The following is a 13,525-nucleotide window of genomic DNA, read 5'->3' as shown; positions in this document are numbered from 1 at the left end:
CTGGAGGGCGCCTGAGGCCGCCGCCTGTTAACCCACTCTTCCCCCTCAGGCCACACCCGTGACCCCGCGCCGTCAGCCGCCGCGGCCACGGTGGAGGCGTGAGGATCGCACTAGTCGCCGAATCATTCCTGCCCCAGATGAACGGGGTCACGCACTCCATCCTGAGGGTCCTGGAGCATCTGCAGGACCGCGGGGACGAGGTGCTGGTGATCGCGCCGTCGACCCAGGACACCGCCGTCCCCGGCGAGGTTCACGGCGCTCAGGTCCACCGGCTTCCCTCCGTGCCTTTGGCCGGCTACACGAACGTACGGGTGGCGTTGGGCGGTGTGGCCCGGGTCAAGCGAATCCTTGCCGACTACGCCCCCGACGTCGTCCACCTCGCCTCACCGTTCGTGCTCGGCTGGCGGGCAGCCCAGGCCGCGCACCAGCTTGGCATCCCCAGCGTCGCCATCTACCAGACCGAGGTCCCCGGCTACGCGGCCCGGTACGGCGTCCCGTTCCTGGAGAACTGGGCCTGGAACCGGGTGGACCAGATCCACCTGCTCGCCTCGCGCACCCTGGTCCCGTCCACGTTCGCGCTGAACCAGTTCCTGGGCCGCGGCATTCCACGGGTTCAGATGTGGCGGCGCGGGGTGGACACCGCCCGCTTCAGCCCGGCCAAGCGCGACGCCGCGTGGCGGGCCGCCGTTGCCCCCGGCGGCGAGCGCATCATCGGCTACGTGGGCCGGCTCGCGGTGGAGAAACAGGTTCAGGATCTGGCGGTGCTCGCGGACGTTCCCGGCACCAAGCTGGTGATCGTCGGCGACGGTCCGCAGCGCGACGCCCTTGAGGCCGCGCTCCCGCAGGCCGTGTTCACCGGTTTCCTCGGCGGCGAGGAGCTGGCCCGCGCTGTCGCTTCCTTTGATCTCTTTGTCCATCCCGGCGAGTTCGAGACCTTCTGCCAGACCATCCAGGAGGCCATGGCATCCGGTGTCCCGGTGGTCGCCACGGGCCGCGGCGGCCCACTGGACCTCGTCGAGAACTCGCGGACCGGCTGGCTCTACCCGCCCGGCGACCTCGCCGCGCTGCGGGCCCGGGTGACGGACCTGACCGGCGACGACGCCAAGCGTCGCGCCTTCGCCGCCGCCGCCCACGCCTCGGTCCAGGGCCGGACCTGGCACGCGCTGGGCGAGGAACTGGTGCTGCATTACCAGGCGGCCCTGGCCAGACCCGCCACCCCCGGCCCTAGCAGCCCCACCCCAACCATCCCCAGCCCCACCAGAGGAGCAACCCTGTGAAGATTTCCGTGATCGGCTGCGGCTACCTCGGTGCCGTGCACGCGGCCACCCTGGCCTCGATGGGGCACTCGGTGGTGGGAATCGACGTCGACGCCGCCAAGGTGGCCCAGCTGGACCGCGGCACCGCCCCGTTCTACGAACCCGGCCTGGACGAGCTCCTGCGCGACGGCCGCGCCAACGGCCGGCTCGCCTTCTCCACCAACTTCGCCGACACCGCCGGCGCCGAGCTGCACTTCCTCTGCGTCGGCACGCCGCAGTCAAAGACTTCCGACGGCGCCGACCTCAGCTACCTGGTGGCCGCCACTCAGGCGCTGCTGCCCTTCCTGGCGCCGCGCGCCGCCGTCGTGGGCAAGTCCACCGTGCCGGTGGGAACGGTGGACATGCTCCGCGGTGTGCTGGCCGGACGGCCGGATGTGCTCCTCGGCTGGAACCCCGAGTTCCTGCGCCAGGGGACGGCCGTCAAGGATTCACTGGTCCCTGACCGGCTGGTGTACGGCGTACCCGGCGGCGCGGATTCGGCGCGTCATCCCGACAGCGCCGGCGCGGCCGTCACTGCGGCCCTGGACACGGTGTACGCACCCCTGATCTGCGCCGGCATCCCCCGGATCATCTGCAACTTCGCGACGGCGGAACTGATCAAGTCGGCGTCGAACGCCTACCTGGCCACCAAACTGAGCTTCATCAACGCCATGGCCGAACTCTGCGAGGCCTCCGGTGCGGACGTGACGGAGCTGGGCGAAGCGATGGGCTTGGATCCGCGGATCGGCGGCCGTTACCTGCACGCCGGCCTCGGCTTCGGCGGCGGCTGCCTGCCCAAGGACATCCGCTCGCTCCGGGTGCAGGCCGCCGCCCTGGGCGTGGACTCGGTGGACGCCTGGATGGCCACGGTGGACGGCATCAACCAGGGCCAGCGCTCCCGCACGGTGGAAGCCGCCCGGGAGCTGTGCGGCGGCCAGCTGGGCGGCCGGCGGGTGACCGTGCTGGGAGCGGCGTTCAAACCGGACACCGATGACATCCGCGACTCCCCCGCCCTGGACGTGGCGCAGCAACTGGCGGACGCCGGTGCGCACGTCACCGTCACTGACCCGGCCGCGATCAACAACGCGTGGTTGCGCTACCCGCAGCTGCGCTTCGAGGCCTCCACCGAACAGGCGCTCGACGGTGCCGAGCTGGTGCTGCTGCTGACCGAATGGGAGGCCTACCGGGGCCTCTCGCCTGCGGCGGCCGGGGACCTGGTCCGGCGTCGGACGGTGCTGGACGCCCGGAACGCACTCGACGCCGCAGCCTGGGCGGCGGCGGGCTGGACCGTGCGCGGGCTGGGCAGGGCAGAGGCCCAGGCCAGGACCACAAGCCAGGCCGCAAGCCAGGCCGCCGCTGCACCCGGCCGGCCCGCCTCCGCCGGCTGAGTCCCGCGCCGTGGCGCCCGGGCCGCGCTGCGCCCCCTATGATTTCTGAGGGGAGGATTCAGCATGCAGCATCGTAGGTCTCAGATTCATCCGGTCGTGTCCGGGTGAGCACTTCAGCGCGCACCGAAGAGGACGCCCGGCTCCGCGAAGCCATGTCCCTGCTCTCAGCCACGCTGGAGTCCACCGCAGACGGCATCCTCGTGGTCAGCGCCGCGGGCCGGATCTCTTCCGTGAACAACAAGTTCCTTTCGATGTGGGGCATCCCGCGCGAGCTTGTGGACGCCGGCGACGACGAGGCCGTGATCGGCTCCGTGATGGGCCAGCTGGTGGATCCCGATGCCTTCGTTGAGAAGGTCACCGCCCTCTACGCGGACCCGGATGCCGAGAGCCACGACGTGCTGCGCTTCCGCGACGGACGCACCTTTGAACGCTATTCGCGCCCGCAAAAGGTTGAAGACCGGGTAGTGGGCCGCGTCTGGAGCTTCCGCGACGTCACCCAGGCCCGGCGCGACCAGGACCAGATCAACCGGGCGATGGCGGATCTCGCGGCGCAGGCCAGCCAGCTGAAGCGGCTCGCATTCCAGGATCCGCTGACCGGGCTTTCCAACCGCCAGCTCTTCAACGACCGGCTGGCGCACGCGCTGGCCGGGCCCTGCGGGACCGCCGTCGACGTCCTTCTGCTGGACCTGGACGATTTCAAGGAAGTCAACGACGTCCACGGCCACCACGCCGGGGACCAGATGCTGATCGAGGTGGGCCGCCGGCTCCGCGCCTGCGTCCGGCCCAGCGACGTTGTAGCACGGCTGGGCGGCGACGAGTTCGTGGTACTGCTGGTCGGTTCGCTCGACGCCGACGCCGCCGCCGAGCGGATCGTCGAATCCCTGGGGGTGCCGGTCTGGCTCGACGGCACGATGCTGCGGCCCAGCCTGAGCCTGGGCCTGGCCTCCATCGGCGAAGGCGCAGACGACGCCTCCGAGCTGCTCCGCCGCGCGGACATCGCCATGTACGCGGCCAAGGCCGCCGGCAAGAACCGCTACCTGCGCTTCCGCCCGGAAATGATGGCGGCCCTGCTCGAACGCACCGACCTCGAGGCCGGGCTGCGGGCCGCCGTCGACGGCGGGGAGATCACCGTGCATTACCAGCCGATCGTCTCGGCCCGGCTGGGCACCGTGGTCAAGGTTGAGGCGCTGGCCCGCTGGGAACGCGACGGTGTCCTGGTCCCGCCGCAGCAGTTCATCCCCACCGCCGAACGCAGCGGCCTGATCGTGGAAATCGGCACCGAGGTCCTGCACCGCGGCTGCACCGAGCTCGTGTCCTGGCTTGCCGAGGACCCCACCCGGTCGCTCGCCGTCAACGTCTCCGGCGTGCAGCTGCAGCACGGCAACTTCCCTGAGCTGCTGTTCGCCACCGCCGGCTCCTGCGGCGTCGATCCGCACCAGCTGGTGGTGGAGGTCACCGAGAGTGTCTTCTTCGACGACGACTGCCTGGTCCAGCGCCAGCTGCTGCAACTCCGCAGCGCCGGAGTGCGGGTGGCGCTGGACGACTTCGGCACCGGCTACTCCTCGCTGGGGCGGCTCCAGGACCTGCCCGTGGACACGCTCAAGATCGACCAGTCCTTCGTCGCCATGATCCGCACCGGCGACGAGCGCCTGCCCATCCTCAACTCCATGATCGACATGGCCCACGGCCTGGGCCTGACCGTCACCGCAGAGGGCGTCGAGACCCCGGAGCAGGCGGGATACCTGATGAGGCGCGGCTGCGATTCCCTTCAGGGTTTCCTGTTTTCCAAGCCAAAGCCGGCGTCTGAGCTCCCCGCTGCGCTCCAGGCGTCAACGCAGACCATCACCGCGCTGCGCGCCGACACTGCCGCCCAAAGGCAACCGGTGCTGTGATTTGAGTCTCATGGCCCTATGATGCTTGAAGTTTAATGACCACCGCCCTGTCGGTGGAATGGGAAATCAAGCGCCTGGGGGCTGGCATCGACGTGGAACAAGGACTGGCGGAGACCCTGCTTGAGCAGGGCCCCGATGGGTTGCTGCTGCTCAACACCGACGGAACCATCTCCTTCCTCAACCCGGCCGCCGAACGCCTGTTCGGGTACACCTCGGAGCAGCTGGTCGGCCTGGTGCACACCCGCCTCCTGGTGGAGGATGACCGCGGCGGGTTCCTACGGGTCCTGAGCCGCCTCGGCCGCGCGGGCACCTTCGGCACCAAGCCCTTTCCCGCCGTCGGGCTGCACCGCAACGGCACCGAAATCCCGCTGGAACTGACCTGTTCCCTGGTCACGACGCGCGCGAAAACCTCGATGGCGGTTGCGGTACGGGAGACCACCCACCGCGTGGACGACGACGCCGGGCGGCGCCACGCCGTCTCGCTCCTCGACGCGACCCTGGAGACGACGGCGGACGGCATCGTCGTGGTATCCAACACCGGCCAGATCACCGGCGTCAACGAACAATACCTGCGGCTGTGGGGCATGCCGCGCGAGATCCTGGCGGAGGATGACGCCTCCGCGCTGGTCCGGTTCATCGCCAAGCAGCTGCTGGACCCGGACTCCTTCAAGGCCAAGGTTGCCGAGCTGTACGCCAACCACGAGTTGCACAGCCAGGACCTGCTGGAGTTCAAGGACGGCCGCACCGTGGAACTGTATTCGCGCCCGCAGAAGGTCGCGGACGAAGTGGTGGGCCGGATCTGGAACTTCCGCGACGTGACCACGCGGATCATGGCGCAGGACCAGGCCCGGCGCGCCCTCGACGAGCTGGCCCAGCAGGCCGACCAGCTCAAGGCCTTGGCCTTCCAGGACCCGCTGACCGGGCTGGCCAACCGCATGCTGTTCAACGAACGCGCCACGGCAGCGCTGGAGACCTCGGGCCCGGTGGCGGTGCTGCTGCTTGACCTGGACGACTTCAAGGAAGTCAACGACATCCTGGGCCACCACGCCGGAGACCAGATGCTGGTGGAAATTTCCCGCCGGCTGCAGAACTGCGTGGGACCGCACGGCACCGTGGCCCGGCTGGGCGGCGACGAATTCGTGGTCCTGCTGGAGGGCTGCAACGACTCCGACGCCGTGGCGCAGCGGATCGTGGGCACCCTGAATGCCCCGGTCTCCATCGAGGGGACCCTGATGCGCCCGGGGCTGAGCCTGGGCGTGGCGACGCGCGGGGCGGAGAGCATGTCCTCCTCCGAGCTGCTGCGGCAGGCGGACGTGGCCATGTACGCCGCCAAGGAGGCCGGCAAAAACTGCTACGTGCACTTCCAGCCGGAGATGCTGGCCACCCTGCTGGAACGCACCCAGCTGACCGCGGGGCTGCGCCGCGCCGTCGAACTCGGTCAGATCACCGTCTTCTACCAGCCCGTGGTTTCCACGAACCGGCGCGAGGTGGTGCAGTTCGAGGCCCTGGCCCGCTGGGAACGCGACGGGGAACTGATGGCCCCGGACGCCTTCATCCAGACCGCAGAGCGCAGCGGCCTGATCCGTGACATCGGGGCCGAGGTGCTCCGGCAGAGCTGCACCGAGCTGCAGCCCTGGCTGGCCGAGGATCCCGGCCGGACCCTCGCCGTGAACGTCTCCGGCGTGCAGCTGCAGCACAAGGACTTTGCCGAGCGGGTGCTGGACATTGCCGCGTGGAGCCGGGTCGATCCGCACCAACTGGTCATCGAGGTCACGGAAAGCGTGTTCTTCGACGCCGACTCCCACGTGATCCAGCAGCTGATCACCCTGCGTGCTGCCGGGATCCGGGTGGCGCTTGACGACTTCGGCACCGGCTACTCCTCATTGGGACGCCTGCAGGAACTCCCCGTGGACGCGGTGAAGATCGACAAGTCGTTCGTTTCCATGCTGCACACCGGCGAGGAGCGGCTTCCCATCCTGACCTCGATGATCCACATGGCGCACAGCCTGGGCCTGCGGGTGACGGCGGAGGGCATCGAAACGCCCACCCAGGCCCGGTATCTGATGGAGCACGAGTGCGACGCCCTGCAGGGCTACCTGTTCTCCCGTCCGGTGCCGGAGGCGCGCCGGGCGGCGGCTGTGGCCCAGTCCTCCGAGGCCATCGAGGCACTGCAGGAAGCCGCTGTCGCGTTGTAGTCCGGGGGCGTATCTGGCGCTGATTCCGGGGCAGCAGCGGGCACCCAGTCTGGGCGCCCAGACGACACATTCGGACGCTTTTGCAAATACCGTCGGGGCGGCGTGAGAGTGTGCTGACGAACACATATGATTTCAGCAGTCGCGGTCCGCAGCGAACCCCCAAGGGATTCCCGCGGTGCGCCACCATTCACAGATCCACGCTTTTGGGGGCAGTACACATTATGGACGCAGCATTCGCACAGACGGTGCTGGAGCACAGCCCCGACGCCCTCGTTCTGCTTGCCCCGGATGGATCCATCTCTTTCTTGAACAACGCCGCGGAACGGCTCTTCGGCTACTCCCGGGCGCAGCTGCTCGGTGCCGACTACAGCCTGCTGCTGGCCGAGGCCTCCCGGGAGGACTTCCACCAGCTCCTCACAGGGCTGGCGACCGGGAACTCCGGCGTCGCCGGCCGCGGAGCCGGCGCCACACGGCTGCCCTTCGCCGGCGCGGGCCGACGCGGGGACGCCTCCGAGTTCGCCCTGGAAATCACCTGCGCGGCGCTGCCGCCCGCGGCTGGGAGCACCGGCAGCGACGCCGCCGTCGCGCTCTCCGTCCGCCCCGCCACCGCCAGGCCCTCTATCGCCGCGAGTCAGTCCGCACCCGCGCACGACGCCGGCGCCCCGGCAGCCGCTGCCGCGCCCCGCCGTCGGACGTCCCCGCTGGAGGCCGAACTGGTGCCCGGCACCACCGGCGTCCTCCCCCGCCTCACGCCCGCCGAGCAGGACGACCAACTGAAGGCGGCGGTGCTGCGGGACACGCTGACCGGGCTGCCCAACGGCACGCTGTTCAACGAACGGCTCGCCGCGGCGCTGCGGCGGCCGGATCCGGTGGACGTGCTGCTGCTGAACGTCGACGATTTCAAGAGCTACAACGACATGCTGGGCCGCTCCGCCGCGGACGAGCTCCTGGTGGAAGTAGCCAGCCGGCTGCGCAACTGTGTCCGCCCGCACGACACCGTGGCTCGGCTGGGCGGCGACGAATTCGTGGTGCTGCTGACTGAGTGCCTCAACGCCGGCGCCGTTGCGAAGCGGATCTCCGAGTCGCTGTACGTCCCGGCACGGATCGGCGGCTCCACGGTGCGGCCCGGGGTGAGCATGGGCCTGGCGTCCAAGACACCGCAGACCCATGACGGAGCCGAACTGCTGCGGCAGGCGGACTCGGCCATGACGGCGGCCAAGGCTGCGGGGAAGAACACCTGGCTGCAGTTCCGGCCGGAGATGTTGAACACCCCCGCGCACAAGGCCCAGGGCGAGACCGGGCTGCGGCAGGCCGTTGAGCTGGGCCAGATCTCGGTCCACTACCAGCCGGTGGTGTCCCCCGGGCTGGGCGCCGTGGTGCAGTTCGAGGCGTTCGCGCGCTGGGAGCGGCACGGCAAGCTGGTTCCGCCGAACCAGTTCCTGCCCGTGGCCGAGCAGAGCGGGCTGATCCGCGAGATCGGCGACGAGGTCATGCGCCGCGCCTGCGCCGAGATCCGGCCCTGGCTCGCCGGCGATGCGACGTACAGCGTGGCCGTGAACGTCTCCGGCCTGCAGTTCCAGCACCGCGACTTCGCCACCGACGTCCTGGGCATCGTCGCCTCGACCGGGGTGGACCCGCGCCAGCTGGTGCTCGAGCTGACCGAGAGTGTGTTCTTCGACGCCGATTCGGACGTGCTCCGCCAGCTCCGGCAGCTGCGCGAGGCCGGCGTACGGATCGCGATGGACGACTTCGGCACCGGGTACTCGACGCTGGGCCGGCTCAAGGAACTCCCGCTGGACAAGGTCAAGATCGACCGGTCCTTCGTGGCGATGATCAAGACCGGCAAGGAACACCTGCCCTTCTTCCGCACCATGATCAACGCGGCCCAAAACCTGGGCCTGAAGGTCACGGCCGAGGGCATCGAGACGCCGGCGCAGGCCAAGTACCTGATGGATCTGGGCTGCGACTCGCTGCAGGGCTACCTGTTCGCCAAGCCCGCCCCGGCCAGCGACCTCGCCGGCACGATGGAAAGCGCCCTCACCGCGATCGACAAGGTCGAAGCCGCGGGGTAGGCCCGCCCCCACGGTCCCTCAGCTCCGGCGGCGCGGTGTGTGGCCACGGGCTAACGTTCCTGCCCGGTTACTACGCTCAGCGGCCCTCCCGCAGCCCGGTCCACCGTGAGTTGGCGCGGCGTCCGCCTCCTGCCGACGGCAACAACTGGGCTGGAACGTCGTGATCCTGCGCCTGTCAGCCCCGGGGATCGAGCTTATCGACGTCCTGCGCCACCATGGCCGCGCTGCGCTCCCACAGCTCCTTGGCCAGCCCGGCGTCGTACGCCTGCTTGTTAGCCTTCGCCAAGGCCCGCTTGGCGTAATATGCCCCGGAGGCCCACTCTTGGCCCGGCGTGGCCGTAGCGAGCCATACCAGGGTGTCTGCGCCCTGCTCCGGGGACAGCATGAACCGGTTGAGGAAGCTGCGGTACATGAAGCGGAAGGGGCTCGTGGTCTCGGCGGCGAAGTTGGTCGCGACCACCCCGGGGTGGAACGCCGCCGTGGAGATGCCGGCCGCGTGGTACCGGTGGTGCAGCTCGGCGGTAAAGAGGATGTTCTCCAGCTTCGCATTGCCGTAGGCCAGGTTGACGGAGTATTTGTTCGCGACCTCGAGATCGTCGATGTCCAGCCGGCCGTAGAGCGAGTTGGCGGCGCTGGAGGTGTTGATGACCGTGGCATTGCTGGCGGTGAGCACGTCCATCAGCTCGGTGGTGAGCAGGAACGGTGCCAGGTGGTTGATCTGAAACGTTTTCTCATGGCCGTCCACGGTCAGCTCCCGGGCGCCCATGATCCCGCCGGCGTTGTTCGCCAGGACGTCGATCCGCGGATACTTCTCTTTCAGCTGCGCCGCGAGCCGCCGCACCTGCGCCAGTTCGGCAAAGTCGGCGACGAAATAGTCGGCTCCTAGCTCCGCCGCGATCTGCTCCGTCTTCTCCTTGGAGCGCCCCACGACGACGACGTTCTCCCCTTGGGCGGCCAGCGTCCGGGCTGCGGACGCCCCAATGCCGTCGCTGGCGCCGGTGATAACGATGGTCCGTGCAGTCATGGGATCTCCCGTGGTCGTTGCTTCAATGGGTCAAGCTACTCAAGGGTAATCAACGCTGAACAGCCGGCCGGTGTTCCGTTCGAACCCGGCCTCTTTCGGGTGTTAAATGGCGCAGGCCCCGACACTGTGTGGCGGGGCCTGGCTGTAATGGTTGTCCGGCGGTGACCTACTCTCCCACACCCTCCCGGGTGCAGTACCATCGGCGCTGTGGGTCTTAGCTTCCGGGTTCGGAATGGGACCGGGCGTTTCCCCCACGCTATGACCGCCGTAACCCTGTGTCCGCACCCGCGGGGGCTGTGAAAGCCGTCCCCTGGGTGGGAAATCTTGTGGTTACAACATGTTCGCTGCACTTGGTGCAGTTGTGGTGTTGTTATTTTGTTGTTGGTTCCTGTGCAACGTTTCGTCTGGCGACGGGTTTGTTGTTTGGGAACCACATAGTGGACGCAAGCAATCTTGTTTCTTTTTACCCGCCCCTGGTGCGAACTCCTTTTGAATAAAGTTCGCGGGGTGGGTGTGTGGTGTAAGTTATCGGCCTATTAGTACCGGTCAGCTTCACGAGTCGTTAGTCCTCGCTTCCACATCCGGCCTATCAACCCAGTGGTCTGGCTGGGGGCCTCTCACACACAAGGTGTATGGAAATCTCATCTCGAAGCGAGCTTCCCGCTTAGATGCTTTCAGCGGTTATCCCATCCGAACGTAGCTAATCAGCGGTGCACTTGGCAGTACAACTGACACACCAGAGGTTCGTCCGTCCCGGTCCTCTCGTACTAAGGACAGCCCTTCTCAAATTTCCTGCGCGCGCAGCGGATAGGGACCGAACTGTCTCACGACGTTCTAAACCCAGCTCGCGTACCGCTTTAATGGGCGAACAGCCCAACCCTTGGGACCTACTCCAGCCCCAGGATGCGACGAGCCGACATCGAGGTGCCAAACCATGCCGTCGATATGGACTCTTGGGCAAGATCAGCCTGTTATCCCCGAGGTACCTTTTATCCGTTGAGCGACGGCCATTCCACAATGTACCGCCGGATCACTAGTCCCGACTTTCGTCCCTGCTCGAGATGTCTCTCTCACAGTCAAGCTCCCTTGTGCACTTACACTCGACACCTGATTGCCAACCAGGCTGAGGGAACCTTTGGGCGCCTCCGTTACTTTTTAGGAGGCAACCGCCCCAGTTAAACTACCCATCAGGCACTGTCCCTGACCCGGATTACGGGCCGAAGTTAGATGTCCAAAGTGACCAGAGTGGTATTTCAACGATGACTCCACCCGAACTGGCGTCCGGGCTTCAACGTCTCCCACCTATCCTACACAAGCCACTCCGAACACCAATACCAAACTATAGTAAAGGTCTCGGGGTCTTTCCGTCCTGCTGCGCGTAACGAGCATCTTTACTCGTACTGCAATTTCGCCGAGTTTATGGTTGAGACAGCGGGGAAGTCGTTACTCCATTCGTGCAGGTCGGAACTTACCCGACAAGGAATTTCGCTACCTTAGGATGGTTATAGTTACCACCGCCGTTTACTGGGGCTTAAATTCTCAGCTTCGCCTTGCGGCTAACCGGTCCTCTTAACCTTCCAGCACCGGGCAGGAGTCAGTCCGTATACATCGTCTTGCGACTTCGCACGGACCTGTGTTTTTAGTAAACAGTCGCTTCCCCCTGGTCTCTGCGGCCCCTGCACGCTCCGGACAGCTAGTGTCCATCACGATAGGGGCCCCCCTTCTCCCGAAGTTACGGGGGCATTTTGCCGAGTTCCTTAACCATAATTCTCTCGATCGCCTTAGTATTCTCTACCTGATCACCTGTGTCGGTTTGGGGTACGGGCGGCTAAAACCTCGCGTCGATGCTTTTCTAGGCAGCATAGGATCACCGAATCCCCCCATACGGGGGTCCCGTCGGGTCTCAGGCATCATGAACGGCGGATTTGCCTACCGTTCGCCCTACATCCTTAGACCGGGACAACCATCGCCCGGCTCGGCTACCTTCCTGCGTCACACCTGTTAATACGCTTGCCTCCCAGGATCAGGTCCCGCGCTCCACCAAAACCCTCACACCACAAGGGTGATCGGGCAGGTCTCGGGCGGTTAGTATCCCCTGTTCAGCATGGGCGGTTTTTCGCCGGTACGGGAATATCAACCCGTTGTCCATCGACTACGCCTGTCGGCCTCGCCTTAGGTCCCGACTTACCCAGGGCAGATTAGCTTGACCCTGGAACCCTTGATCATTCGGCGGACGGGTTTCTCACCCGTCTTTCGCTACTCATGCCTGCATTCTCACTCGTGTAGGCTCCACCGCTGGTTTCCACCGCGACTTCACTGCCCACACGACGCTCCCCTACCCATCCAGACGCCTGAACCACAAGGGCTTAGCTAATATCTGAATGCCACAACTTCGGCGGTGTACTTGAGCCCCGCTACATTGTCGGCGCGGAATCACTTGACCAGTGAGCTATTACGCACTCTTTTAAGGATGGCTGCTTCTAAGCCAACCTCCTGGTTGTCTTCGCAACTCCACATCCTTTCCCACTTAGCACACGCTTAGGGGCCTTAGTTGGTGGTCTGGGCTGTTTCCCTCTCGACTATGAAGCTTATCCCCCACAGTCTCACTGCTGCGCTCTCACTTACCGGCATTCGGAGTTTGGCTGACGTCAGTAACCTTGTAGGGCCCATTAGCCATCCAGTAGCTCTACCTCCGGTAAGAAACACGCAACGCTGCACCTAAATGCATTTCGGGGAGAACCAGCTATCACGAAGTTTGATTGGCCTTTCACCCCTACCCACAGCTCATCCCCTCCATTTTCAACTGAAGTGGGTTCGGTCCTCCACGACGTCTTACCGTCGCTTCAACCTGGCCATGGGTAGATCACTTCGCTTCGGGTCTAGATCACGCCACTGCAACGCCCTGTTCAGACTCGCTTTCGCTACGGCTTCCCCACACGGGTTAACCTCGCGACGTAACACTAACTCGCAGGCTCATTCTTCAAAAGGCACGCCGTCACAACTACAAGGCTGCTCCGACGGATTGTAAGCACACGGTTTCAGGTACTGTTTCACTCCCCTCCCGGGGTACTTTTCACCTTTCCCTCACGGTACTGGTCCGCTATCGGTCATTAGGGAGTATTTAGGCTTATCAGGTGGTCCTGACAGATTCGCACGGGATTTCTCGGGCCCCGTGCTACTTGGGATACTTCCCAGGCGGCACACTACATTTCGGTTACGGGGCTCACACCCTCTCTGGCCGGCCTTTCAAGACCGTTCACCTATGCACATGCTCTCACCCCACTGTCCCGGCAGAGACAGAACGGAAAGTCCCACAACCCCGACCATGCAACGCCCGCCGGCTATCACACATGGAACGGTTTAGCCTGATCCGCGTTCGCTCGCCACTACTGACGGAATCACTATTGTTTTCTCTTCCTGCGGGTACTGAGATGTTTCACTTCCCCGCGTTCCCTCCACGCACCCTATGTGTTCAGATGCGGGTCACCAGATCACTCGCGCGTCTGGCGGGGTTTCCCCATTCGGACACCCTGGGATCACAGTCCGGTTATCGACTCCCCCAGGCTTATCGCAGATTCCTACGTCCTTCTTCGGCTCCTAATGCCAAGGCATCCACCGTGTGCTCTTAAAAACTTGACCACAAAAGATCAAGGAGTAAT

The 13,525-nt window shown here is 65.7% G+C and carries 6 protein-coding genes and 2 rRNA genes; 5 read left to right on the top strand and 3 right to left on the bottom strand.

From position 1 onward, the window contains the following. Window positions 1-98: 98 nt before the first annotated feature. From FFF93_RS04090 to FFF93_RS04070, 5 genes are all read left to right on the top strand, one after another. Window positions 99-1,277, top strand: coding sequence for a glycosyltransferase family 1 protein (locus FFF93_RS04090; protein WP_138770049.1), 1,179 nt, complete (start codon window positions 99-101; stop codon window positions 1,275-1,277). Further along, window positions 1,274-2,683 carry a UDP-glucose/GDP-mannose dehydrogenase family protein gene (locus FFF93_RS04085; protein WP_138770050.1) on the top strand — a complete coding sequence of 470 codons (1,410 nt, stop codon included), beginning with the start codon at window positions 1,274-1,276 and terminating at the stop codon, window positions 2,681-2,683. The genes FFF93_RS04090 and FFF93_RS04085 overlap by 4 nt, the downstream gene beginning before the upstream one ends. A gap of 152 nt (window positions 2,684-2,835) precedes the next feature. After that, window positions 2,836-4,575, top strand: a complete 1,740-nt coding sequence (locus FFF93_RS04080) for a bifunctional diguanylate cyclase/phosphodiesterase (protein WP_138770555.1) — start codon at window positions 2,836-2,838, stop codon at window positions 4,573-4,575. Window positions 4,576-4,610: 35 nt separating this feature from the next. Continuing rightward, a complete protein-coding gene (locus FFF93_RS04075) occupies window positions 4,611-6,770 on the top strand; it encodes a bifunctional diguanylate cyclase/phosphodiesterase (RefSeq protein ID WP_186372225.1) in 2,160 nt (719 codons plus the stop codon). A 221-nt stretch (window positions 6,771-6,991) separates the two neighbouring features. Continuing rightward, the gene (locus FFF93_RS04070; protein WP_138770051.1) at window positions 6,992-8,842 is read left to right on the top strand and encodes a bifunctional diguanylate cyclase/phosphodiesterase; all 1,851 of its coding nucleotides are present in this window, start codon (window positions 6,992-6,994) and stop codon (window positions 8,840-8,842) included. Window positions 8,843-9,017: 175 nt separating this feature from the next. Here FFF93_RS04070 and FFF93_RS04065 read toward each other — a convergent pair whose 3' ends face one another. From FFF93_RS04065 to FFF93_RS04055, 3 genes are all read right to left on the bottom strand, one after another. Further along, on the bottom strand, window positions 9,018-9,866 hold the full coding sequence (locus FFF93_RS04065) for an SDR family NAD(P)-dependent oxidoreductase (protein ID WP_138770052.1): 849 nt from the start codon (window positions 9,864-9,866) through the stop codon (window positions 9,018-9,020). 153 nt (window positions 9,867-10,019) lie between these two features. Next, window positions 10,020-10,136: ribosomal RNA gene (gene rrf / locus FFF93_RS04060) — 5S ribosomal RNA — on the bottom strand. 245 nt (window positions 10,137-10,381) lie between these two features. After that, a 23S ribosomal RNA gene (locus FFF93_RS04055) occupies window positions 10,382-13,505 on the bottom strand. Window positions 13,506-13,525 lie beyond the last annotated feature (20 nt).

The sequence above is a fragment of the Arthrobacter sp. KBS0702 genome, assembly GCF_005937985.2.
In the GTDB taxonomy this organism is placed as follows: Bacteria; Actinomycetota; Actinomycetes; order Actinomycetales; family Micrococcaceae; genus Arthrobacter.
This window is presented reverse-complemented; position numbering and strand designations above follow the sequence as displayed.

What these genes read in the sequence shown, in the direction of transcription:
- FFF93_RS04075 (WP_186372225.1), top strand. Translation starts at nt 4,611, where the DNA reads ATGACCACCGCCCTGTCGGTGGAATGGGAAATCAAGCGCCTGGGGGCT.
- FFF93_RS04065 (WP_138770052.1), bottom strand. Translation starts at nt 9,866, where the DNA reads ATGACTGCACGGACCATCGTTATCACCGGCGCCAGCGACGGCATTGGG.
- FFF93_RS04080 (WP_138770555.1), top strand. Translation starts at nt 2,836, where the DNA reads ATGTCCCTGCTCTCAGCCACGCTGGAGTCCACCGCAGACGGCATCCTC.
- FFF93_RS04070 (WP_138770051.1), top strand. Translation starts at nt 6,992, where the DNA reads ATGGACGCAGCATTCGCACAGACGGTGCTGGAGCACAGCCCCGACGCC.